Source organism: Algoriphagus sp. 4150, assembly GCF_031457395.1.
GTDB lineage: Bacteria > Bacteroidota > Bacteroidia > Cytophagales > Cyclobacteriaceae > Algoriphagus.
Genome location: NZ_JAVDWS010000008.1, coordinates 166,777 through 189,523 on the forward strand (window position 1 = coordinate 166,777; position 22,747 = coordinate 189,523).

A 22,747-nucleotide genomic window follows, 5' to 3' on the forward strand; every position below is an offset into this window, starting at 1 on the left:
TAGTTTAAAAATTTATTGGACTTATTATCTTTGGTTTTATAAAACCGAATAATTAGGGTAACGATTGCATGCGAATGCCAATGATTACCGAAACTTCACGGTCAACAGTAAGTTAATTTGTCTATACATTGATATCGGCGACTCAAATACCAAGATAATGACCGCTGGAGTGAAGGACCAAACTAAGATTCCTTCCGGCACCGATTTTTCTTCGAAAATATGATTCCCGGCATGCAGTAACGTGTTGCTAAATGGAAATAAGGATCATGCGTCCCTTGCCACATCCTGGCATTAATTTGCTTTCCGAGTATAATTACTTGGAGTCTATCCACTATATATCGTCTATACGGTAATGCCCTGTAGATATTTTCTTTCGCTTCTGTTGTTTATCAGCTCGTGGCAGATGGCCATGGGGCAGAATTCGACTATTGGTACGGAATTTTGGGTCGGATTCATGGAGAATCTTGATATGGAAGATGGTCGTTACAGTGACGTTGTCCTAATCATAACAGCTAATGAAAAGACTTCAGGGGTGATAGAATACCTCGGTCGCTCATCGTCGTTTGATTTGAATACAGGCCAACAGTATGAATTCAGGGTGAATTCAGGTAATCTTAACCTGGTGCACAGAACTTCGGGGAAGGTGGAAAACAAAGGTATTTTTATCAAAGCCACTGGAAAAATTGCGGTCCATGCTTTCAACGAAATGTTCAGAACTACTGATGGTACAGTGGTTTTGCCTGTTGGGGGATTGGGAAAAGATTATTACATCACCTCGCATCAGGAAGTCAGTCCCTTTCCAAGCACCTTACTGGTGGTGGCCTCAGAGGACAATACCAAAATAGAAATCACCACTTCGGTAAATTCGGTCAGTGGCAACCAGGCCGGGATCCCGTCTACTATTGTACTTAATCGGGGACAAAGTTACCAAATTAAAGCAAATAAAGATTTGACAGGTTCCCGGGTACGGATAGTAGATGATAATGAAAACGACTGTAAAAAAATTGCTGTTTTTGGAGGAAGCATGTGTACTTGGGTGGGAGATTGTGAGGCATGTGACAATCTTTTCCAGCAAGCATATCCAGTCAGTTCCTGGGGCAAACACTTCGTACATATCGCATTGAAAGATAGGATATCAGGAGAGTTGGTTAAAGTACTGGCTTCGGAGGACGGCACTGAAGTCAGTCTTAATGGAATACCTCAAGGGACCATTCAGAAGGGGCAATTTCTGACAATCAATTTCCGTGCGGACGAATCGGGAAAAATTGAAACATCGAAACCCTCATCTGTCACCGTATTTTCGAGAGGCGTAGGATGTAACGATAGTAATATTCCGGAACTTGCCAATTTCGGAGACCCCTTTATGATCACCTACAGTCCGATTGAGCAATTTCTAAAAGACCTGGTTTTCAATTCCTTCCAAATGGCTAACATCAGCAACCATTATGTCAACATTGTAGTGGAAGCCGGTACACAGCACAATACGGCTCTGGACGGCGACAACATCGGAGGATTTTTTGAACCATTGCCTGGCGATACCGATTTTCAGATTGCCAGAATCAGGGTATCAGGAGGTGTGCACCATTTGACCAACCCGGATGGCTTTGCCGCATATGTTTATGGTTTTGGATTCCGGGAGTCTTATGGCTATGCTGCCGGGGCAGCATTGGGTAATCTGGACATCGATATCCAATCAGAATACGAATTTGAAGTAATTGGCGACAAAGTGGCCTGTCTTGATCAGGAAGGGGAATGGAGTATCAGTACCGGCGCTTCCGATTTTACGTATTTTGTATGGGACTTTGGAGACGGTAGTCCCTCCCAAACAGGTCAACATGCCTCTCATACTTTTATCAGACCTGGCAAGTATATGATCAGTGTCACCGCATCCATCGGTTCCTGTGAAGACGGGGATGAGTCCACATTTGAAGTGGAAGTTATGAACCCAGAAGCCGAATTGGTCGGGCAGACAACTGTATGTCCCTATACCGAGGAAGTAATGTACCGGTTGGTGGACAAGCAGGATATCACCGACACTAAATTTGAAGCTATTGGAGGGGAAATCCTGGAAAGCTACGTAGACTCTGTCTTGGTCAGATGGGGTCCAACCAATTCCGATGCAAAGCTCATCATGACACCCTATACTGAAAATGGCTGCCCGGGTCGCCCAGTTGAATTGGAAGTGAAGATTGACTCCGATCTTCAGGCGCTAAGACCAATTGGTCCGGAGGAAGTGTGTTTTGACCCTGGACTGGCCCACGCTTACAGCGTTGAAGCCCACGTACAGGGAAGAGAGTATGAATGGACGGTTACCGGGGGTAAACTTGTTTCAGGACAGGGAAGCCATGAAATCCAAGTAATTTGGGACCAACCCGGAATACAAGCCGGAATTAGCTACACCGTTTATGGCACAGAAAATCCTTCTTGTGTGGGTATATCTCCTGAAATCACCATTGAAGTGGCTGAGCCATTGGCCAATCCGCAGGTTACAAACGTAGCCTGCGCCGGCGAATCCTCTGGGACAATCGAACTTAAACTACTTGGAGACCACGGTCCTTATACCTATGAATGGCAGCATGATCCCAACTTAGATGGCCCAATCGCAGAAAATTTATCAGCAGGATTTTACTCGGTCACGATCAGGAACCAAAAGGGGTGCAGCCAGGTCATCAAAGCCATTGAGGTGAGCGAAACCGTTCCCTTGATCAGGATGCCAACCGGCTTCGACTCTAGGCAAGCTCCAGGGATTTATGAAGGCGTATCCCATTGCAAGGTCAGTTTTGAACTATGGATATATGACCGTTGGGGAGCACTGGTTTATTACGGGGATACTGGCTGGGACGGCAGAATAAACGGGAAAGAGGCTCCCTTCGGATCTTATGTCTATATGGTCAAATATTATTACACCCTGGATAAAAAAACACAGCGCGAGGAGAAAAAAGGCACTTTTGTACTTGTTCGCTAAAGTTGCCAAAATGCAAGATTTTTCTATAAGGGTAAATTTGCCAAATAGAATACACCTGGCTGCCGCAGGCGGGGTTGACATTGATAATGGGCACAGGCATATTTTCTTTAGTAATCTGGATATTCATGGTGTCTTTATTGGAACTTTAAGCTTGATAACTTGATTGAATTGGTGTATTATTACACCGTAACTACACTTCATAATGGCCAGACAAACAATAACAGTAAATGAACCAAATGACCGCTGGATGAAGCAGAAGGTTCAGGAAAATGAATATGCCAGCAAAAGCGAATTGATAAATGATCTGATCCGGCATCAACGAGAACAGGAAGAAGAGCGTATCTGGCTAAGAAATGAGCTTATTAAAGGTGAGGAAAGCGGGGTATCTCACAAATCCATGGCTGAGATATTGGAAGAAGCCAAAAGACGCGCTCGAAAAGCCCAATGACCTTTTCACTCACCCGTGAAGCTGAAGAAGACTTAATCCATATTTATTTGTAGGGACTAACCAATTTCGGTGAATTACAGGCAGAAAAGTACTTTTCCTCATTGGAAAACGCTTTTGAGAGAATTGCGGAAAGGCCTGAAATGTATCCATCTGCTGCAGAAATTAGATCTGGTTATCGATTTTGCGTACATAGCTCACACACAATTTATTTTTCAAATGAAGATCAAGTTAGGATCATCAGGATAATTTGAAAACAGAGATTTTCTTAATAAAAATAAAGGGAGAACACAGGAGAAATTAGGGAGTTTATCAAGATATCATTCGAGAGTTGTCAAGAATTGATTCAATTAGCCTTAGAAGGTTCTATTTTGTACAACTCCTGTACAACTGACTACCCTTAATAATATTGAAAATCAATAGGTTAACACTTGCTGTATCGGGAAGTAAAAACGTTGACAATAATCCAGCAGAATTGTACACTTTACCTATTGAGAAACTTAATAAGCCCGTTCTTCATCGAGCAGGGATGGAAAGTATCGAAAGAGTGTAAATAAAGATTTCTTTTTTGACCAAGAGTCGAAGGCTCTCCAGTAATCCAATATAAAATTCGGATCGAACCAACTGGATAAATCGCCAAATGGTAAGGAATCCTTGACAGTTCAGCAAGAAGGTCAACGAAAAGTGCCCCGGAAAATAAAGTTCTACAATCTAGATGTAATCATTTCAGTAGGTTATCGAGTCAAATCAAACCAGGGTACTCAATTTAGGATCTGGTCAACTAAACGACTGAAAAACTACTTTATCCAAGGCTACTCAATCAATGAAAACAGACTCGCTCAGAAACAACAGGAAGTCCAAACCCTCAAAGATGGCATTCGCATTTTAAGCCGTGCCATTAAGCAGAAAGCACAAGATCAGAACTTGGATTGGTTAAACCAGTTTGCAAAAGGGCTAGAGTTGCTTGATGATTATGATCATGAGAACCTGGACAAAAAGGGATTAAGCAAGAGAAAAGCAAAATCACCCTTAATCACCTGAATATCAATAGGTAATAAGATCAATGAGATCAGATTTTGAATCTGGTGTTTTTGGAAAAGAAAAAGACGGAAGCTTTGAAAGTGCAGTAGCACAAATCAGTAAGGGCTTCGGTGAAGAGGACTTCTATCCTACTCTGGAAGAAAAAGCAGCTACCCTCCTATACTTGATTGTGAAGAATCATGGTTTTGTAGATGGTAACAAACGAATTGCTGCAGCTTGCTTTCATGTGTTTATAATTTGTTTTTTAGCGGTCAGATAGCCTGTCCCGATCTTTCATCGGGAGAATGCACTATTTAATCACCTCCCTGTCTGAGAAGCTTTCTCATGGGCATTTCTTCTCTTTTTGCAGACGAATGATTTACTTCATAATAGAGAAGGAATTTCGATCATTAGCAATGATACACTTGCCAGCTTAACGCTTTTTATAGCATCCAGCAAGCCTGATAGCCTGTCCCGACGAAAGACGGGAAAATGGATACGGTGAAGAAATTGGTAATTAGTGTTCTGAACAGGAACCGCTCTTGATTGATGAAATCTAAAATGGAAAGACACGTAGAAACATACATTCACCCAGGGAGAACTTTCTTTGAGGAGGTAATAAAACCTAATAAGCTTAAACTTGGAGAGGTTGCTGATCTCTTGCAAGTTTCGAGGTTAACAGTATCAAAAATTGTAAATGAAAAGAGTGGGATTTCACCAAATATTGCGCTTCGAATTGAGACCGTTTTTGGCGGCAGTGCCCATATGTGGACTAGAATGCAAAATAAATATGACATGGCTCTTGCCGTTAAAGAATTCAACCGCAACAGTCCGAAAGGATCTTAAAACGTAGAACAATGGCACACAAGAAAAAAGGGCAGTTGACTGTTTCTGGAGAATGGGCTAAACATTTGAGAAAATATATGAGAAACCAGTTTTGGAAAGGAGAAAGAAAGGCGGGCAAGGAATTGGTTCGAGCCGAACTAAAAGACGATTGTCCAGGTGATTGATTAAATAACTGGTTATCGCAAAATTTGCGACAACCACTTAAACATGGTGCTAGGAAAACTGAGTATTATCACCTAGGCATCATTATGTGATTACTGAGATATAATTGAAAGGAATTTTCTAGAGAAAACGTCTTACCTGTTTTTCATAAAAACCCCAATTTTTTACCCAGTTTTCATTCATAAAACCTGATATTTTGTGATTTGAAAAAGTCACTACAAAAATTTATTTCCAATTTTATTATTCGTAATTTTGTTACAAATATCAGAACAATTAAAAACTAATGCGTGTTGTCACTTACAAGCGAATCAAAGAGTTTTCAGAGAAACACGCTGACTCAGAAACGCCATTAAAGTTCTGGTATTCAGTAACCAGCAAAAAAGAGTGGAATTCAATAAATGATATTAAAAAGGATTTCAACTCTGTTGATTATGTTGGCAACAATCGATTCGTTTTCAACATTAAAGGGAATTCATATCGCCTAATCGCCATCATATCATTCAACGCCAGCAAGGTTTACATTCGGTTTATTGGAACTCATGCGGAGTACCACAAAATAAAAGACATTCAAACTATCTAGAACATGATCAAATCGGAAAAAGAATATAAAGCCATTCTAGAAAGAATTGAGGAATTGCTTTCTAATACAGATAATATAGAAAATTCTGAAGCCAAAGGATTTGTTGAATTGAATATTCTCTCAGATTTGGTTGCGGATTATGAAGAAGCCCATTTCCCAGTATTACCACCTACTCTAGCAGAAGCTATTAAATTAAGAATGCATGAGCGTGGCTTAAGTCAAAAAGCTCTTTCTGATTTCTTAGGCATTAGCAGTTCAAGAATTAGCGAATACCTCAACGGGAAAAGTGAACCAACACTAAAAGTGGCTCGTGATATAAGCCGAAAACTGGATATTGAAGCTTCCATCGTTTTAGGGGTTTAGTGAATATTCAAGTGTACTGCCATGAAATGGAATAATGTTCTCAACAATGATCAAGAATATGAAGCTGCTTTGAAAAAGTTAAGCCCAATATTCGATGCAGATCCTGAAAGCCCTGAAGGAAAAGAAGCTGAGCAATTGGTTAACTTGATCACAGCATACGAAAAAATACACTACCCTATTCCTGAAATCGAAGTAAAAAACAATACTTCTAAAAATTCAATTTAAAATTGAAATAAGCCTACAAAAATCGATAATAAGGAATTTATGTACCGAATTTGTACCTAAAATAGTTCAACATACTGATTGTCAAATAGTTACATATTCTGTATCGGAAAGTAGGCCACTATTAGATAGCTCTAAACAAATCCAAGTATGAAAAGTTTCCATTATTATCCAGATTTTGAATGGCTCTAAAAACTCCGGAATAACTTTCTAAAGAACTAAAAATCAGTTATTTTTAAAGGAATACTATTTCTCAATTTTTAATATCTACGTAATGAAAGCACTGCGCTTTACTTTCTCCTTTGTATTTCTTCTGGTGTTGGTTGGTTGTTCTGATAAATCGGAATCACCCAATATGAATGTTGATCGATACATAAGCTTATTGAAAGCGGGGAAATACGATCATTGGGAACTTCCAGATTTTACTTCAAAAGATATTTCAAAACTTTTATCCTATAGAAATGAAAGTCAACTAATTACTGATTTTCCAATCAATATGATTTCTTCTTACATGGCTTCTGAGGTTTCATTAGGGATGTATGTTTTGTGGACTGTAGAATCCATTCGTGCAAGATCCATCGGAAGTGAGTTTTTGATAGGCACTTTTCCATCCCAAAACCCCGTGGTGGAGAGAAAAGAGAATCTTCAGTTTATTGAACAAGACCTACAGGTACAGAAAGTAGTAGCTGACACCTACTTTGACTGGTGGGAAAGCAATAAGGTTAAGGACTTTGCTGAATTTCATCAGATCGATCCTCTGGCCAATACGGAATATCGCTGGCATTAATATTTCTCCAATAGCTTCGTTCTTCGCTGGATGTATTTCAGCTTGTCAATCTCTTTAATGAACGCTACCTGTTTTGCCAACTTGTCTGCCTGCATAGTTCTACAAATTATGAGAGAATTTTATTTTTTGATGCCATTTTCAAACGGTAATTAACATCCTGTTCTCCACCCCTGCCTGATAGTTTTGTCTATGCCGATCAGCAGTGATTCAGCGACTAAATTAACAGATTAAGTTTTATACGCTTGACAAAAATAAATTTCAACAAAAATATATAGACTGATTTGTCTATTACAAAAATTGATTTTACCTTTGACGATGTAGAGGAGATTCCCTGTTCATTCCTTTCAGCTTACTTAGTGCAAACCAAAAAATATGAGTGGAAAATCCGACCCCAAACAGCGAATGTTAGAAACTGCCTCCAGGCTATTCTACACCCAAGGGTATAATGCTACAGGGATTAATCAGATATTGGAAGAATCCAAAGTGGCAAAAGCCAGTCTATATCAACACTTTGGCTCTAAAGACCAACTGGGGATTGCTTATCTACAAAGTGCAAGGGAGGAATGGTTTGCCGGATTGGACAAATGGACATTTGCCAAACATGCCCCAAAACAAAAAGTACTTGCATGCATTGATTTTTTGGAATATGCGTTAAGAATGAATGATTTCAGGGGGTGTAAGTTTCTAAATATGCTGGCGGAGATTGCCGATTCCTCTCCCCTAATGCGGCAACAGATTATTGAACATAAAGCAAAACTAAGGGAATATATCAAAGAATTAGTCATACGTTCACTCCCTTCACATTCTCCCGAAGAGGCTGATCTGATAGGCGATAGTGTGTATTTATTGTTTGAGGGAGCGATAGTCGAGTCCAAAATCTATAAAGATACCTGGCCCGTTAAATCGGTAAAAAAAATGATAAAAAATATGTTGGGTGAATGAAAAAAATTTACTTAAAAAATAGACATATTTGTCTATTTATTTTACTCAAACCCTTAGTCGAGATTATCATCGATTCAGGAAGTAATGATCATTCAGTAGTCTCTATTTAACCAAGTTTTCAAGGCAATTAAATTCTCACTAACCAATACAAATTATGGACAAGAAATATCCCCTTCCCCCATTCACTGAAGAAACTGCAAGACTAAAAGTGCAAGCAGCAGAGGATGCCTGGAATAGTAAAAATCCCGAAAAGGTAAGTTTAGCTTATACTCTTGATACTGAATGGCGAAACCGCTCTGTATTTCTGAAAGGACGGGAAGAAGTGCGGGAATTTTTACAGGGAAAATGGGAAAAGGAGCTGGATTACAAACTTAAAAAAGAGCTGTGGGCCTTTACTGATAATAGGATAAGTGTCCGCTTTGAATACGAATGGCATGATTCCCTTGGACAATGGTATAGATCGTATGGCAATGAAATGTGGGAGTTTGATGAATTCGGATATATGCAAAAACGCTATGCCAGCATCAATGATGTACCCATTGAAGAAGTGGACCGAAGACTGAAATGAGGCCTGTCTCCTAACTCATAATTGTCACATTGAGCAGCTTGCCTTGCTGTGGCAGGAAGTCGAAATGAGTTTAATTAACACATAAAAAACTTCGATTTTCATGCCTTCGGAAAACTGGCTGCTTAGCCTGACAAGAAAACCTAATTATGAAACAATCTCGCCTAACCAAGAGGAACATTCAAAATCAATAAACTAATTCACTTTAAACAATTTCTTTATGAAATCGAGCATGTCGAAGACGACACACAACTTGTCCCGAACTTGCTTCGGGAGAGGGATGATTATTCGCCGTGCGAGATTCCATCCCGTTTCCTTCGTCACGGGACAAGTTATGACCATTAAAAATCAAAATGTAAACAGATGAAAACAGCAGTTTTAATTCTCTCTGACCCCAACGCCGGCTCGGAGGAATCCTTAGGGCGTCTCTTTAATGCCTTGGCCACAGTTTATGAATTTAAAATTTCCGGAGAAGAGGTATCCGTTTATTTCCAGGGAGCCGGCACCAGATGGCCCGAACACCTGATGAAAAGCGATCATCCAGCCCATAAACTTTTCAAAGAAATAGAGGACAAAATAATAGGTGTTTCTTGTGGATGCGCTGATGTATTTGGCGCCAAACCTTCCGGATTTGATCTTATCACTGATAACCAAGTACCGGGCACCACAGGTCTGCCAAGTCTTGTCACGATGCAAAAAGAAGGTTCTCACATTCTTATTTTCTAACCGCACTAAAGCCTGCTCTTGGAGAGCGGGCTTTAGTGATTACTTCAGATGCAACACCCATGAAAACAGAAATTTATCACGCCGGAGAATTAGAAGCCCAACAGAATGCCGGTGAAGAAAGTATAGCCCTGAGAAACGGTAGGATGGTTTCTGACAGGATAATTCCGGGTGCCGTTAAATTCATTGAAAATCAGCCTTTTTTTATCCTTAGCCACAGGGATGAATCCGGAAATGTCTGGACTCACTTTCTGACGGGTTCTCCCGGATATATTGAGGTAAGCAATGAACAGGCCATTACCCTCTACCCTTCCTTGATTAATTCCAATCTGGATGAGGTACCATGGAATAGCATACAGCTTAACCCAAAAGTAGGCATCCTATTTATAGAATTATCTTCAAGAAAACGGTTTAGAGTCAACGGAACACTGAACGTGGATGCAGATAAAATTACTCTCAAAGTAGAACAAGCCTATCCCAACTGCCCCAAATATATCCAGAAGCGGTATATAACTAGCATAAACAAGGCATCCGCTAAAGCGGAGTGCATAGTAGGAACCACGCTAAACAAGACGCTTATTTCCCTTATAGCAAAGACAGACACGATGTTTGTAGGAAGTAGCAATAATCTGGGGGAAATGGATGCTTCACACCGCGGAGGGCCTCCCGGATTTGTTCAGGTACTGGATACTTTAACTCTGAAAATCCCGGATTATTCAGGGAATGGTATGTATAACACCTTGGGCAACTTTATTCTTCAACCGCAGGCAGGACTCTTATTTATCGATTTTGATAACCACTCTGTTCTTCAACTTACGGGTACAGCAAAGATAATCTGGAAAGATGAGGAGGCCTCACAAGAGACGGGAGGCACTTTACGCTATTGGATTTTCTCTCTTGAAAAATTCAGATTGCTTCGCAATTCAGAAAATATCCGATGGGATTTCATTGAATCCTCCCCCTTTAATCCTACCTGATACTTTTTACGAAAATTCTCCAATTAGCTCCCTCAAAACCTCAAAGAAAAATACAGATTCTGACAGATGTCATTGAATCAGGCGAATCACTTAGTGGTTTTCTGATCATCGCTTTTACCGGATCAAAGTAAAGCATTGGTTTGGGACACCCCAAAAACAAGAAAACAGAAAATTATACCGGTTTCAACGATTTTTTTACCACATGGCCTCCCTGCCACTCCATTAGTTTTGTGGAAAACACTTCAACAAATACTATGTTAAAAAAGATAATTTTCCATGACCATCCAGTGTATTCCAACCTGGCTCATACCCTTCTGAGAATCTTTTACGGAATTGCCTTGATAAATCACGGACAGGATAAATTAAGAAATTTTTCAGAATACAGCGCTGATTTCCCGGATCCCATGGGTGTCGGTAGTGACCTGTCACTTGGCCTTGTCGTATGCAGTGAATTTTTTGGAGGTCTGCTGATTCTCCTTGGGCTGTTTACCAGACTGGCTTCCGCTTCAGTCATGGTTACTTTTGCAATCGCCTATTTTATTTTCCACCATGCAGACCCCTTCGAGGCAAAAGAATTGGCATTGTTCTACTTTGTGATTTCCTGTTATTTCCTACTTAGCGGATCGGGAAAAATTTCATTGGACAGCAAATTCTTTGATGTTCGAAATGAAAATTGAAAGGTTGGTCATTGTGACCATACTGGTACTGAGTTCTAGACTGATCTCTGCTCAAGGGATACAAATGGAACCTATGGTAGGTCACAATGGCTTCTATTATCAGCATATTATCGGAACACCGTTCGATGGGCACACCGGATTGGGAATTCTCAACATCTCTTCGGCCTCTGCCCGCTATTCAAAAAGCCCAGCCCCTGAGTTGATGAGCCAGATTTATCTTACCCGTCAGGTCTGGCAAGAGTTGGGTGTGGGCGCCGGGATGATTTATGTGACCGGCGTAGGGATGAGGACTACTGCAATGGCTCAAATTTTGAAAACCAAAAAGAATTTCACCTTAGTGCTCTTTCCAAGGATTGACCTCTGGAAAAATCCCTCTATGGAACTGATGACCATAATGGAATATAGACCAAAAATCGCATCAAATCTCACTCTTTATTCACGCCTTCAGTTGCAGACCATTTGGAACAAAGAGCATCACCTCAAAAGCAGCCAACACCTGCGTGTTGGACTGGATATGGGAGGCATTCAGTTTGGACTTGCTACTGTACTGGAAGAATATGGGGCAGGATTTTCTACCTACCAAAACTATGGGCTGTTTATCAGAAAAGAAATAAAGAGTTTCCCTACAAAAGAAATATGATTCCTTGCATTGAAAAAATTGGCAAAAAGCATCACTCCAATTTAAAAACCGGACTAAAAACGGCAAGAAATTGTTCTCTTAATGAATTTAGGCTTTTTTGCAACTAATGAAATCCAAAGCAAGTTTATAGAGGCGTGCTCAGGACATTCGCTTCTTGTAAAGTAAGTTCAGGTCTGTTAATACGTTTATCCGGTTCCAAAAACCGAAATTAAACGAATACAAGTAGTGATGGATGCAATAAACAGAAAGCAAATACCATTCGACCAAGTTCAATCAAAGAGAAAATCGATTAATTATGCCCAATTCCTACATAGATCCCATTAAACATTTCCAAACTAATCCTTCTTCAAAGGAACTTCCCTCCTTTTTGATTGCTGACGAGAAGTTTTTTTTTGGAGTAAAAGGCACTGTTTTTAGAAGTTATTACTACAGCATCTTTTACTTTCAGAGTGGAGAAGCCCAATTTGAAGTAGGCTCTGAGAGCTATTTCGTAAAGGCAGGGGACGTCGCCATTGTGGGACCTGGGCTGCCTTATCGGTGGTTAAATAGAAAAGAACTGACCTTTGACGCCATCATCTTTAACAGTGATGTGTTTAGGAAAGGTTTTGACACTTCATTTATTAATATGCTGGATTATTTTTGTCCTGACGCCGATAAGGTAATGGAAATGGATAAGGAACAGCGTCATAATTTCTCCACGCTCCTTACAACGCTGAAGGAGGTTAGATTCAAGGATGCTGCTGTGCCCGGGATCCTGCATGCTGTCTTAATGCTGCTACAGGAATATTACCATAAACTTCCCCAAAACAAAACAATATCGCAGTCTGGCAAAGCAGAGTTTGTCAGCACATTTAGGGGATTGCTAGCTGAGCATATTACGAATAAAAAAAACGTTTCTTTTTATGCCTCAGAAATGAATATTACGTCCAAATATCTGAGCGAAATTCTAATGGAGGAGACTGGATGGACCGCAAAAAAATGGATTGAATATCATTTAATCACAGAGGCCAAAACAATGCTGAGCTATTCTAAACTTCCTATCAAGGAAGTTTCTTACCAACTGGGATATCAGGATGCTTCACACTTTACCAAAGCATTTAAGAAGTGGACACAACTTACTCCCCGTGAGTTTGGTATTGGTGTTTAATAGTTGAAATAGGAAAATGTGATTATCTGCAATGATGCCAGTAGCATTATTTTCTTTTGTTTCTTTACTGGCAGAAAAGCGGATATACATAGGAAAATACTTCTGAGTATAAAAGCAAGAAATGGATTGTCGGAGATTCTACCTAGGAATTTGTTTGTTCCAATTTTGCAGCCTGTCCAGATATAAATAGCTTTCGACAAACTTTCTATGTTCCGGACTGGTCATTCTCTCCAAAAGCTCCAAAGCGGAGATGTAACTTGCCAGATTTCCATTGGAAGAAAAGAACTTACCGTCTTCCACAAAAGTCACCAAGCTGTCATCCTGCACTTTAAGATTTGGATAATCCTTTTGAAGCTGTTCGCCCCCACCAATCCAAGTCACTATTTTTTTACCATCCGCAATTCCGGATTCCCCAATCAATTGAGCCCCTGCGCAGTTACTCACCGTATATCTGGTCTCTTTATTTTTATCCCTTATAAAATCAACAATTGCCGGATTGTGCACCTGAGCGTACATATCATAAGCACTCGGAACAAATAGAGCCTCTAATTTCGGGCAGTTCTTGAATGTATAATCCGGGACAAACTTCATTCCCTCTTCAGTAGTAATCGGATACTCCCCTTCAGCTATTGTGATCACATTAAAAAGTTGTTTCCCATCTTCAGTCAGTTTGGAGAAGACATCTGAGGTAGCTATCACTTCACTTTGAAGTACTCCATTGTACATTAATAGGCCTATAGTCGGCAATTTTGCATTGAAGGGTTTTAAGTGTTTTGTCAGTGTGTCCCCTTCAATTACTGTTTTGTCAGTACTTAGAGCATCCATGTTATCTTTTGACTTGTCGGTAGAGCAAGCGCTTATGATTGATGCCAGAACCAGAATTGAACTAATTAGCTGTTTTGTCATTTTCTTTTATTTATTAATAATCCTAAGATGGACTTGTGAGTTCACTAAAGCCAGAAGTCATCCTTATCCAAGTATAGGAAAAATTCAGAAGCGGGGCTTAGTATTCTTCGATAACTTGCCCGGCCAGAAACCGGTATATTGTTGTATGCTCAGTTGTTCTCCCCTCCTATCGAATAGATAAAATAGTGTGGCTATCGAAGGAACCAGTCTTGCTGAACTTTCAGCTATAGCACATGCCTCTGCCTACTGATAAATAGTATCGATGATGGCATCAATTTCAGGCAATCTGTTTGAGGCATGTGCTTTAATCTTCAGCTATTGGATTTTATAACCATTTTTTGGCTTAGCATCATTCGGTTTCATCTCCCATTACAACCTTCACAGTATTTGGACTTCTTTTGGTACCATTAAAAAGAGTGTACAGCCCTGGATAGATTTAACTGCGTGTTTGAAGTTTGCCGGAGTGTATAAATAATCCCCCTGCTTGAAAGTCGTTCCTTCAATTTCACATCCTCCCTCAAGAACAAGTATTTCCTCACCTTCAGGATGATTGTGACAAGGATACTTCGAGCCTGGCTCGAACTTCAGAAGGAAAGTTAACGGTCTTTTGCCTTCTTTGTCAAATCTAAGAGGCATCCAACTAATTCCCGTACAATCTACGCCGTCTTCCAACAATGGCGACCATTCTGTGGACGATGTCTGAACAATGTAATCATGAATATCTGTACTCATCTCATTAAATTTTAAGTTTATAAATAAGTTTTAATCGGATCCCCCTGCCGTCCTGCAGTACGGTGAAACATCCTATGCAAAACTCCATAGGATTTCAACCTTTCGAAATAGAAGATTCCGGAAAAAGCATGTAAGATTTAGCCTATTTGGTCTCTATAGACTTTTGGAGATACTCCGGTGTGTTTCTTGAAGAAATTTGAAAAGTAGAATGGATCTTTAAATCCAAGCTGAAAGGCAATCTCTTTTACACTTAAACTTTCATAAATCAGGAGTCTCTTAGCTTCCGAAGCGATCAATCCGTACACGACCATCTGCGCAGTTTTGCCTGTGTGGGTTTTAGCCTGGTCATTTAATTTTTGTTCGGTGGTTTTCAGTTTCTCAGCATACTGCGCCAATGTATAGGTAGAATTAAAACCGGCTCTTACCAGTTCAAGAAATTTTAGCAGTAATGCGTCGGGTTTCCAAATTTCGTCCCCACGGTTGATCTTTGACCGGTTGATCTCTACCAAAATCAACTCTATTCTTGAATGCACAGATGTAAGATATTGATAGGGTTCCTCATTCAGTTCCTGATTGATTAGCTTGAGTTGCTCAGTCACTGCTTCGAAATTGCTTACGGGTATAACCTGATTTTCATCGAAATGGCAGAAAAGCCCATTTTCAAAGATCAGCTCTACATCCTTATCATCCTTACAAAAAAAATCATAGGTGAATTCAAGGATATATCCTTCTACCTCCCTGCTTTCCTTGATAAAATGAATTTGCCCTGAAGTGATCGTTATCACCTCATGCTTTTCAAGTGTGAAATCATTTCCATCTATCTGAACAATAAGGCTACCCTCCCTGCACCAGATCAATACATATTTCATGATCCTTCTAGGTTCCACTAAATCAGTTTCGGATAAATGAAAGACCCTTACCAAGAGAAAATATTGATTAATGTTTCAAGTAAAATAGACAAATTTCCGTCTAAATTACCACTGCCCCTTTTGCTTACTGAGTGTCAATTTCAAAAACGTGAGAAAAAGCAACAACCCAGAACAGATAATTACAGGTAATAAAAGCCTAAACCACTCTACCGCATTCTCCTTTTCCATAAATTCCGGCTCAAACTTCTCCCAGTTCTCCTCAAGCACTGAAGCGTTATCAAAAATTCTTGGATAGAAATGAAGCCTCATCTTTTCATGAAATTCATTAGTCTTGTCCAGAAATTCCATGTGATTTGTGGAACCTGTTCCCGCTAGATTATTAAAAGCCAGCTGCACATGCATGGTGGGAATAGCCCAGGCAATACTGCGGCTCACCTTCCCACGCTGCTCAAGCTTAGCCCTCATGGCATCACTTTCCTCCCTGGCCTCATCATCCCCCATTTGCTGCATGGCATAGTACCATAGCCAAGTGAATTCCTCTTCCTCTTCCTCTTCCTCCGGCATACCGTAATCCTCAAACTGCGGATAATGAGCATAAAAATCTGCCATGGTTTCCCGCTTATCAGAATCCCATTTTTTATGATAGCCATCCCGCTGTTCTATCATGGTAGCCAGCGCTTCAGGAACAGGGTACCGATTGCTCACATAGCTATTGATACTTGCCGGCAGCAGTATGGCCAGCACCAGCCATAGGGACAACATTGTCAGTGCGTTTAAACTTGAGTTTTTCTGGAAAACAACCACCAAAAAACAAACCGTAAACCAGAAGATAATGTAGCAGAAACCCAAAAGAAAAAAAGCAAAAAAAGCAGCATCAAGTGGAATTCCCAAAACCAACTTTGCCGCTGTGAGCAACAGCACAAAAAGCGCTAAAATCACCAGTACCCGCACAGATAACTTAGCAAGCAAGTACTTCAGCTTAGATCTAGACTGAATGGATACCAGTTGCCAGGTGCCCACTTCCCGCTCTTCCGAAAGAAGGTTGAAAGTGAAAACTATAATCAGCAGAGGAAGCAGGTAGATAATCACAAAGCCCAGATCCAGATTACCGGATTGCAGGCTTGAGGGATTTACCAAATCTGTATCATACTTCTGTCCTTCCAGATTCCGGATCGTGACGTGTTGAATGGCCGGGTTGACATCGCTTTGGCCTATGGATAAACCGGCCATTTTTTCCGGCTTATTGATCAGCGCAAACTTCAAATAATACATCAACAACCCAAATTCTTCTTGGTGAAAGTTGACGTTCCTTTCAATATGCTCTTGTTGGTACAGCGTAACCTGCTCAGCGGCCCTTTCCTGACGATCCAGAAATTGCTTACCGATCAGGATTCCCGTCATCCCCAGTACTGAGACCAGAAGTAGACATAGGATAACCACATTTGATCTGAAAAACTGCTTAAACATTAACCGATACATAACTTAAACGGATTTAGCTTTTTTGGAAAGATAAGAGATGTACCATACAGCAGCCAGGCACCATAGAACTAAGGAGATCAAGGATAACAGCTCATTTTTCACGGCTCTGCCGAATGAAAAAAAGCGATGGTGAAAGTCAGGCATTTCGCTCCAATTCTCCTTACCTACCACATGGGTTTTACCATTTGATCCGGAGACTTTGGCAGGACTGATATACTCCATTTGAAGTTCATTCATCTTTTGCGCCAGCTCATATCGATACTTTTCTGCCTGATCCTGAAAATCGACATAGGCGGCAAAGTCCGTCCCCGACAGTGCCATTGATAGATTCTTCACCGCAATGTAAGGGTTGATCACTGCGGTCAATTCTGAAATACTGTTTTGCTTCTTGTATATCTGCATCAGCTCATTCAGATGGTTTTCATAAATAACAGAACTGTTTTTCTCTCCTTGCCCCATTACAAATCCCCCATAGTTGAACGGAAGCTCTTCTACAGAGGAGACCTGATGAACTTTCAATACAGAATCCTTTAGCTGTTTGAAATAAGGGTCATTGGGATTATGGCTATCTCCTTTTTGGATAATCTCCTCTTCTATGACAGATTGGAATTCCACTTTGGAAGGAGACGGGAAGAAATAACTTCCCAATGCCTGTGAGGATCGGGGCAGCAATACGACCAATAGAAGCCAAATGGCCAGTAATTTGATAAGTGCATTCTTGGATTTGGCCGAGCTGGTAGAGACTGCAATAGTCACCATGCTTAGAAGCATGAAAAACATTCCATAAACCAAGCCCAATACAAAAAATCTTGGCCATAAGCCTGCATCTCCCCCTTCAGCAATTAGAAAAAACAACATTAATAGTCCTACAGGAACCAGGCATAGCAGGGTCAATGCCATCAATCCAAGTGTTTTTCCCATCAATATTTCCTTCCATCTAGCTCCCTGAGTCAGAATTATCTTCAGCGTTCCATTTTCCCGGTCTGCGGATACAGCCGAAAAACCCAGAAAAAAGATGATCAAAGGAAAAACCGTCTGAAGTATCATCGCCATACTAAGCTCTCCAAATCGCAGAAGGCCGGTAGAAAGACTCGCTTCAGAGAAGTTGACGGAATTTTGCTTGTGGGCTTCGAGAAACACCGCGTTTCCTGTAAAACTCTCTATGCCGGAATCAAACATACTCAGCGGGTACTTCTGCCTAAACGCAAAAGTCCCAAAATGCGCCATACGATGCGGATGCTTGTCAGGGTTGGACTCCCAACTTTCCCGCGCTTCATGCTGATAATGGCTCCGGATTTCAGTTTGCTTTTCGTAATTGGTCCATCCCGTGTAAGCACTGAAACACAGCAAGCCAAAAATGACTGTCATCAGAGGATAAATAGCTTTGGTCTTGAAGGTATTCACCCAAAAATGCCTGGCTATCAGTAAGACTGTTTCTTTTCTCATGGTACAGGTTAAAATTGGTAAGTGGCAGTCAACATCATATTCCTCGGTGCTCCCGGAAATAGCCTGAGGTAGTTTTGTGCCCCCACCCAATAAGTTTTATCCAATAGGTTGTTCACTTTCAACGTCAGCTGAAAGTCACTTTTCTCGGGTGCGTAGTAGATCGCCATATCTACCAGCGTATATTCAGGCACCGTAAAATCTCTGGTGAACCAAGGTATCTTGTCTCCGCTGTATTGAACTCCTAAGCCTACTCCTATATCATCAAGAAGTCCACCTGCAAAGTCATATCGTGTCCAAAGGTTGGCACTGTTGATAGGCGTGTTTTCTTTCCGTTTTCCATTCAATGTATTGTCGGCATCCCTGACGATCTCCGCATTGATGTAACTATACGTGGCATTCACTTGCCAATTCGAGGAAATGTAGCCGTTCAGTTCCACTTCTAAGCCTCTGCTCCTATCAGCCCCTCTTTGTACCAAAGAATCAGGAAATTCCGGCAAGTTGGCATTCATGAGGATATTCTTCTGATTGATCTCATACAGTGCAACCGAAGCACTAAGTCTGCTGTCAAGAAACTCTCCTTTTGCTCCGATTTCCTTCAGATCACTAATGAGGGGTTTGAATCGGGCAGCGGAATTCGGATTCCAGAAAAATGCCTCGGTACTCGGCATCAGCGTTACGGTATTGGACTGGGGCTGGTATCCTTCCAGATAGGTTGCGTATACGTTTATGTCTTTGGTAATCCCATAGGTGAGTCCTATTCTAGGAATCAGCGCAGAATTTTTGAAACTTGCTTCTTGTGCTATATTGTAGTTGGTGATATTCTCAAACCATTCCTGTCTTAGGCTAATCAACGAGGAGAGCTTGCCGAATTTCACTTGGTACTGAACATAAGAGCTATTGGTGGTGGTCAGGGTAGGCGGAATAGAGAAAATTGAATTGAAGTTATAATCCTCAGTATTCAGCGTTTCATAGACAGGATTGTTCAAGTCAAAATGTGGCACATTAGGCATAGGAAGCGTAGTGCCATTGACCTCGTAAGTCAGGTAATCCTGAGCGGCGGTGGGATCAAATCCATTGGTGACTGTACCATCCTTCCGCAAGTATCCACGGGCAGAATTCTGTTTTCCACCTTTTGTTTGGTGCCAACGGCTCAGATCATACCCGACCAAAATTTTATGACCTACTTTCCCCGTATTGAAATCCGCATCAAAGTACGCACTTAGATTATCAGTATCCCAAAATTGCTGCCGATCCACGTAGCGCATACTTACCATACTTGGTATCGGGTTGTTTTCTATATCCACTGCGAAAGCGTTAGTCGTACGATGTTCCGACAAATCTTCTGTCCAGGTCTGCTTCATATAAGCCAAATTGAAATTGGCAAATCGAGTCAGCTTCTGACTGAGATTTGACATAAATACCAGCTCGGTTGACCGAAAGAAATCATCTCTGGCACCTAGACTACGGCTGATAGGCGTACTGTTGAGGTCAGTTACGCCTGCTTGAGCACCAAAAATAGGCTGCCCTCTGTCCAGCGTACCTTTATTGTCACTGTAGATCATCTCGACATTTATAGCGGTACGGTCATTCGGCACATAGCTAATAGAAGGTGAAACTAAGAAGGCATCATTCTTCACCTGATCACGAAATGATTTTCCTTCCTGCACTCCTATATTCAAGCGGTAGAGCAAAGTCTTTTCCTCGTTTATCGGACCTGTGAAATCCAATGTCCCACGGAATGTACTAAAGCTCCCTACACTCATCCTGATCTCCTTTCTGTCATCTTTCAATGGTTTCTTGGTGACCATGTTGATACTTCCTCCCGGGTCTACGCTCGAAAAGGTCACTGATGCCGGTCCTTTCAGCACTTCCACCCGTTCAATATTTGCCGTAATGGGCTGAAGGAAAAAAAACTGATGCGTACGCATTCCATTTAGGATCTGCCCATCTTCATTTTGGGTAATACCCCGAATATTAAAATGGTTGTAAAATCCCGTTGAACTCACTCCACTGACAGTCTTGACAGCTTCTGCTAATTGGTAAGCCTGCCTATCGTCAATAAGCTCCTTGGTCACTACGGATAGAGCCTGTGGCAAATCCTTGTTTTTGACCCCTATTTTGGTAGCCGAAAAAGAATAATCGCTGGTATAATCCCGCTGGATACGTCCTATGACCTCAATCGTCTGGAGTTGCTGTTCATCATCTGCCAGCACTATATTTCCCAAATCTATGCCGCTCCTTCCATCTATTACTACAGTGGTCCGATATGTTTTATACCCCAAAAATCTTATTTCCAGCTCAACCGCATTCTCTCCTTCCGATGAGAGTTCAAAATAACCGTTTACATCCGTTATCACTTGGGATTTTCCCTGATCATGTTGGATCTGTACCGCAGCCCCCGGAAGTGGGGAATTGTCTTGTGATCGTACAATGCCCCGAATCAAAACCTGAGCAGCCACCGGCAAGCTGAAGAATGCCGGAAAAAATAAGAAAACTATAAATTTCAATTTCATGTGTTTATAATTGTTTTTCAATGGTCACATAGCCTGTCCCGATCCGCCGCGGCGGATCGGGAGAATCTCGCATGCAGGATAATCATACCAGTGTGTGACGCTTGAGTCATGCTCGATTTCATCTGTTTAGATAGTTTTCAAGTATAACTCCTGCAATTCCATAGCATCCACATCCTTGGCGATGGCCATGTGAACCAACTCTCCTTCTTTCATAATACCTATTTTCGTTCCCACATTTACAGCATTGAAAATATCGTGAGTGGCCATGAAAATCGATGTTCCATTCGAAGCCAATTCCTTGCAAATCGCAGTAAATTCAGCTGTTGCTTTTGGGTCAAGTCCTGATGTAGGTTCGTCCATGAAAATAACCTCGGCATGCTTTGAGAGCGCGATGGAAATCCCCACTTTTTGACGCATACCTTTAGAATAAGTGGACAATGGACGGGAAATCACATCCGGCTGTAGGCCTGATTTGACTAAAAAAGACTCCAGTTCTTGCTTGGAGTAGCTAAATCCCGCCATTCTACTAAACAGATCTAAATTCTCAATTCCTGATAGATTACCATAGAGTTGGACTATTTCCGGGATATAGGCTATCAGTTTGTTGAAGTCAGAGGAGTTGGGTTTGATTTCAATGCCATTGATCAGTGCCTTACCGGTAGTAGAAGGGATCAACCCTAGAAAAATATTGATGGTAGTAGTCTTTCCGGCTCCATTCTGACCCAGCAAACAAAACACCTCTCCCTTTTCAATTTTAAGATTTAGCCCCTTGAGCGCCTGGAATGTCCCATAGCTCTTCGTTAGATTGATGGCTTCAAGCATCGTAGATGGTTTAGTTTTATTGCAACAAGATTGCAAATATGACACAATCCGTCTTTTTATGCAATGGGGTAAAGAATTAAAAATTGAAAATATTTCTGCCAAACTGCCTTCTGCCCAGACCATCTTTTGGAAGAATAAGGCCGACAGGAAGTAAGTTGAGGTTCCATTTCATGGAATCACTAAAAAAGGTGTGCCCTATCAGGAAGGAAGGAAGGAAGGAAGGCACTAAATCAATCAACCGGATAATGGCCAATAGCTGTTCATTGATACGGGATCATGTATTTCCGGATTTTTCAAAATGGTTTCCGGTGCAAACGGCTTAAAATTGGAGTCACAGTTAGAATTTCACGTTATGCATAACTGTTTACGACTGTCTGAAATCCGGCAATTTCCAAGACTGCAAAATGCGGAATCAACTAACCTCAGAATTAGATAGAAGCACTTTAGTCCTTCAATATGTATGAAAATTGAACAACGTGGTCTTCTGCTGTTGGCTTTGTCAGGCGATAAAAGTCGATGGCATAATCATCAACTTTTTCTGCCTGGACATACAATTCTTCAAAGCCATTCCGCTTACAATATTCTTTTGTAAATAGTATGAGTTGCTTGCCTATTCCTTTTCTTTGGTATTCGGTCAATACCGCAAGATCGTATAAGTATGCCAGTTTCTTATCAGAATAATATTGATCAAGTAAATAGATGGTTAAGCCGGCAACTACTTTTTTATTGTGCAAAGCCACGATAGAAATAAAGCTGTCTTTCGCCAAAATACCCTGCAAGTGTGAATTAGCCGGTCGTTTGAAATTCTCCATTTCAAAAACCAGTTCAAATACTGAAATTAATTCCTGAAACTCGTCAATTTCATTGGGCATCAAAACTTTCATTTCTATAGCGTGTAGCATTCTTGGTTTGATTATAA

Annotated in this window: 25 protein-coding genes and 1 pseudogene; 18 read left to right on the top strand and 8 right to left on the bottom strand. The window is 41.0% G+C overall.

The window, feature by feature from the left end; genetic code table 11:
• Positions 1–352: 352 nt before the first annotated feature.
• The 18 genes and pseudogenes from J2X69_RS12475 (at position 353) to J2X69_RS12555 (ending at position 13,061) form a co-directional block, all read left to right on the top strand.
• Positions 353–2,965: a PKD domain-containing protein gene (locus J2X69_RS12475; RefSeq protein WP_310103713.1), complete on the top strand. Its 2,613-nt coding sequence runs from the start codon at positions 353–355 to the stop codon at positions 2,963–2,965.
• Positions 2,966–3,167: 202 nt separating this feature from the next.
• Positions 3,168–3,413: a type II toxin-antitoxin system ParD family antitoxin gene (locus J2X69_RS12480; protein WP_310103715.1), complete on the top strand. Its 246-nt coding sequence runs from the start codon at positions 3,168–3,170 to the stop codon at positions 3,411–3,413.
• A 74-nt stretch (positions 3,414–3,487) separates the two neighbouring features.
• Positions 3,488–3,664, top strand: a pseudogene (locus J2X69_RS24855) (type II toxin-antitoxin system RelE/ParE family toxin); the annotation flags it as partial.
• Positions 3,665–4,094: 430 nt separating this feature from the next.
• On the top strand, positions 4,095–4,451 hold the full coding sequence (gene rhuM, locus J2X69_RS12485) for a RhuM family protein (protein WP_310103765.1): 357 nt from the start codon (positions 4,095–4,097) through the stop codon (positions 4,449–4,451).
• Positions 4,452–4,473: 22 nt separating this feature from the next.
• The gene (locus J2X69_RS12490; RefSeq protein WP_310103717.1) at positions 4,474–4,710 is read left to right on the top strand and encodes a Fic family protein; all 237 of its coding nucleotides are present in this window, start codon (positions 4,474–4,476) and stop codon (positions 4,708–4,710) included.
• A 281-nt stretch (positions 4,711–4,991) separates the two neighbouring features.
• A complete protein-coding gene (locus tag J2X69_RS12495) occupies positions 4,992–5,276 on the top strand; it encodes a HigA family addiction module antitoxin (protein WP_310103719.1) in 285 nt (94 codons plus the stop codon).
• Positions 5,277–5,287: 11 nt separating this feature from the next.
• Positions 5,288–5,440, top strand: coding sequence for a hypothetical protein (locus J2X69_RS12500; protein WP_310103721.1), 153 nt, complete (start codon positions 5,288–5,290; stop codon positions 5,438–5,440).
• A gap of 281 nt (positions 5,441–5,721) precedes the next feature.
• A complete protein-coding gene (locus tag J2X69_RS12505; protein ID WP_310103722.1) occupies positions 5,722–6,018 on the top strand; it encodes a type II toxin-antitoxin system HigB family toxin in 297 nt (98 codons plus the stop codon).
• Between the two features lie 3 nt (positions 6,019–6,021).
• Positions 6,022–6,381 (top strand): helix-turn-helix domain-containing protein, encoded by a 360-nt coding sequence (locus tag J2X69_RS12510; RefSeq protein WP_310103723.1) that lies wholly within the window; start codon positions 6,022–6,024, stop codon positions 6,379–6,381.
• Between the two features lie 21 nt (positions 6,382–6,402).
• Positions 6,403–6,606 (top strand): transcriptional regulator, encoded by a 204-nt coding sequence (locus J2X69_RS12515; protein ID WP_310103725.1) that lies wholly within the window; start codon positions 6,403–6,405, stop codon positions 6,604–6,606.
• Positions 6,607–6,877: 271 nt separating this feature from the next.
• The gene (locus J2X69_RS12520) at positions 6,878–7,390 is read left to right on the top strand and encodes a DUF4943 family protein (RefSeq protein WP_310103726.1); all 513 of its coding nucleotides are present in this window, start codon (positions 6,878–6,880) and stop codon (positions 7,388–7,390) included.
• Between the two features lie 372 nt (positions 7,391–7,762).
• Complete coding sequence (locus J2X69_RS12525) at positions 7,763–8,332, top strand: TetR/AcrR family transcriptional regulator (RefSeq protein ID WP_310103728.1); 570 nt, start codon at positions 7,763–7,765, stop codon at positions 8,330–8,332.
• A gap of 154 nt (positions 8,333–8,486) precedes the next feature.
• On the top strand, positions 8,487–8,900 hold the full coding sequence (locus J2X69_RS12530; RefSeq protein ID WP_310103730.1) for a nuclear transport factor 2 family protein: 414 nt from the start codon (positions 8,487–8,489) through the stop codon (positions 8,898–8,900).
• A 360-nt stretch (positions 8,901–9,260) separates the two neighbouring features.
• The gene (locus J2X69_RS12535) at positions 9,261–9,623 is read left to right on the top strand and encodes a DsrE family protein (protein WP_310103731.1); all 363 of its coding nucleotides are present in this window, start codon (positions 9,261–9,263) and stop codon (positions 9,621–9,623) included.
• Positions 9,624–9,682: 59 nt separating this feature from the next.
• Positions 9,683–10,597 (top strand): pyridoxamine 5'-phosphate oxidase family protein, encoded by a 915-nt coding sequence (locus J2X69_RS12540; RefSeq protein WP_310103732.1) that lies wholly within the window; start codon positions 9,683–9,685, stop codon positions 10,595–10,597.
• 254 nt (positions 10,598–10,851) lie between these two features.
• Complete coding sequence (locus tag J2X69_RS12545; protein ID WP_310103733.1) at positions 10,852–11,274, top strand: DoxX family protein; 423 nt, start codon at positions 10,852–10,854, stop codon at positions 11,272–11,274.
• Positions 11,264–11,914, top strand: coding sequence for a hypothetical protein (locus J2X69_RS12550; RefSeq protein ID WP_310103734.1), 651 nt, complete (start codon positions 11,264–11,266; stop codon positions 11,912–11,914). The genes J2X69_RS12545 and J2X69_RS12550 overlap by 11 nt, the downstream gene beginning before the upstream one ends.
• Before the next feature lie 295 nt (positions 11,915–12,209).
• Positions 12,210–13,061, top strand: coding sequence for a helix-turn-helix domain-containing protein (locus J2X69_RS12555; RefSeq protein ID WP_310103735.1), 852 nt, complete (start codon positions 12,210–12,212; stop codon positions 13,059–13,061).
• 138 nt (positions 13,062–13,199) lie between these two features.
• On the opposite strand, the gene J2X69_RS12560 is transcribed toward J2X69_RS12555, so the two are convergent.
• From J2X69_RS12560 to J2X69_RS12595, 8 genes are all read right to left on the bottom strand, one after another.
• Positions 13,200–13,967 (bottom strand): DJ-1/PfpI family protein, encoded by a 768-nt coding sequence (locus J2X69_RS12560; protein WP_310103736.1) that lies wholly within the window; start codon positions 13,965–13,967, stop codon positions 13,200–13,202.
• Between the two features lie 378 nt (positions 13,968–14,345).
• A complete protein-coding gene (locus J2X69_RS12565) occupies positions 14,346–14,699 on the bottom strand; it encodes a cupin domain-containing protein (RefSeq protein WP_310103737.1) in 354 nt (117 codons plus the stop codon).
• Between the two features lie 137 nt (positions 14,700–14,836).
• Complete coding sequence (locus J2X69_RS12570; protein WP_310103738.1) at positions 14,837–15,568, bottom strand: helix-turn-helix domain-containing protein; 732 nt, start codon at positions 15,566–15,568, stop codon at positions 14,837–14,839.
• A 105-nt stretch (positions 15,569–15,673) separates the two neighbouring features.
• A complete protein-coding gene (locus J2X69_RS12575) occupies positions 15,674–17,047 on the bottom strand; it encodes a DUF3526 domain-containing protein (protein ID WP_310103739.1) in 1,374 nt (457 codons plus the stop codon).
• 3 nt (positions 17,048–17,050) lie between these two features.
• Complete coding sequence (locus J2X69_RS12580) at positions 17,051–18,493, bottom strand: DUF3526 domain-containing protein (RefSeq protein WP_310103740.1); 1,443 nt, start codon at positions 18,491–18,493, stop codon at positions 17,051–17,053.
• A gap of 8 nt (positions 18,494–18,501) precedes the next feature.
• A complete protein-coding gene (locus J2X69_RS12585; protein WP_310103741.1) occupies positions 18,502–21,006 on the bottom strand; it encodes a TonB-dependent siderophore receptor in 2,505 nt (834 codons plus the stop codon).
• 126 nt (positions 21,007–21,132) lie between these two features.
• Complete coding sequence (locus tag J2X69_RS12590; protein WP_310103742.1) at positions 21,133–21,828, bottom strand: ATP-binding cassette domain-containing protein; 696 nt, start codon at positions 21,826–21,828, stop codon at positions 21,133–21,135.
• Between the two features lie 443 nt (positions 21,829–22,271).
• Positions 22,272–22,730, bottom strand: coding sequence for a GNAT family N-acetyltransferase (locus J2X69_RS12595; protein ID WP_310103743.1), 459 nt, complete (start codon positions 22,728–22,730; stop codon positions 22,272–22,274).
• Positions 22,731–22,747: the final 17 nt, after the last annotated feature.

Coding starts and splice junctions, on each gene's coding strand:
- J2X69_RS12585 (WP_310103741.1), bottom strand. CDS start 21,006: ATGAAATTGAAATTTATAGTTTTCTTATTTTTTCCGGCATTCTTCAGC.
- J2X69_RS12480 (WP_310103715.1), top strand. CDS start 3,168: ATGGCCAGACAAACAATAACAGTAAATGAACCAAATGACCGCTGGATG.
- J2X69_RS12560 (WP_310103736.1), bottom strand. CDS start 13,967: ATGACAAAACAGCTAATTAGTTCAATTCTGGTTCTGGCATCAATCATA.
- J2X69_RS12490 (WP_310103717.1), top strand. CDS start 4,474: ATGAGATCAGATTTTGAATCTGGTGTTTTTGGAAAAGAAAAAGACGGA.
- J2X69_RS12495 (WP_310103719.1), top strand. CDS start 4,992: ATGGAAAGACACGTAGAAACATACATTCACCCAGGGAGAACTTTCTTT.
- J2X69_RS12500 (WP_310103721.1), top strand. CDS start 5,288: ATGGCACACAAGAAAAAAGGGCAGTTGACTGTTTCTGGAGAATGGGCT.
- J2X69_RS12580 (WP_310103740.1), bottom strand. CDS start 18,493: ATGAGAAAAGAAACAGTCTTACTGATAGCCAGGCATTTTTGGGTGAAT.
- J2X69_RS12590 (WP_310103742.1), bottom strand. CDS start 21,828: ATGCTTGAAGCCATCAATCTAACGAAGAGCTATGGGACATTCCAGGCG.
- J2X69_RS12530 (WP_310103730.1), top strand. CDS start 8,487: ATGGACAAGAAATATCCCCTTCCCCCATTCACTGAAGAAACTGCAAGA.
- J2X69_RS12570 (WP_310103738.1), bottom strand. CDS start 15,568: ATGAAATATGTATTGATCTGGTGCAGGGAGGGTAGCCTTATTGTTCAG.
- J2X69_RS12510 (WP_310103723.1), top strand. CDS start 6,022: ATGATCAAATCGGAAAAAGAATATAAAGCCATTCTAGAAAGAATTGAG.
- J2X69_RS12565 (WP_310103737.1), bottom strand. CDS start 14,699: ATGAGTACAGATATTCATGATTACATTGTTCAGACATCGTCCACAGAA.
- J2X69_RS12505 (WP_310103722.1), top strand. CDS start 5,722: ATGCGTGTTGTCACTTACAAGCGAATCAAAGAGTTTTCAGAGAAACAC.
- J2X69_RS12550 (WP_310103734.1), top strand. CDS start 11,264: ATGAAAATTGAAAGGTTGGTCATTGTGACCATACTGGTACTGAGTTCT.
- J2X69_RS12575 (WP_310103739.1), bottom strand. CDS start 17,047: ATGTATCGGTTAATGTTTAAGCAGTTTTTCAGATCAAATGTGGTTATC.
- J2X69_RS12545 (WP_310103733.1), top strand. CDS start 10,852: ATGTTAAAAAAGATAATTTTCCATGACCATCCAGTGTATTCCAACCTG.
- J2X69_RS12535 (WP_310103731.1), top strand. CDS start 9,261: ATGAAAACAGCAGTTTTAATTCTCTCTGACCCCAACGCCGGCTCGGAG.
- J2X69_RS12520 (WP_310103726.1), top strand. CDS start 6,878: ATGAAAGCACTGCGCTTTACTTTCTCCTTTGTATTTCTTCTGGTGTTG.
- J2X69_RS12555 (WP_310103735.1), top strand. CDS start 12,210: ATGCCCAATTCCTACATAGATCCCATTAAACATTTCCAAACTAATCCT.
- J2X69_RS12595 (WP_310103743.1), bottom strand. CDS start 22,730: ATGCTACACGCTATAGAAATGAAAGTTTTGATGCCCAATGAAATTGAC.
- J2X69_RS12540 (WP_310103732.1), top strand. CDS start 9,683: ATGAAAACAGAAATTTATCACGCCGGAGAATTAGAAGCCCAACAGAAT.
- J2X69_RS12525 (WP_310103728.1), top strand. CDS start 7,763: ATGAGTGGAAAATCCGACCCCAAACAGCGAATGTTAGAAACTGCCTCC.
- J2X69_RS12515 (WP_310103725.1), top strand. CDS start 6,403: ATGAAATGGAATAATGTTCTCAACAATGATCAAGAATATGAAGCTGCT.
- J2X69_RS12475 (WP_310103713.1), top strand. CDS start 353: ATGCCCTGTAGATATTTTCTTTCGCTTCTGTTGTTTATCAGCTCGTGG.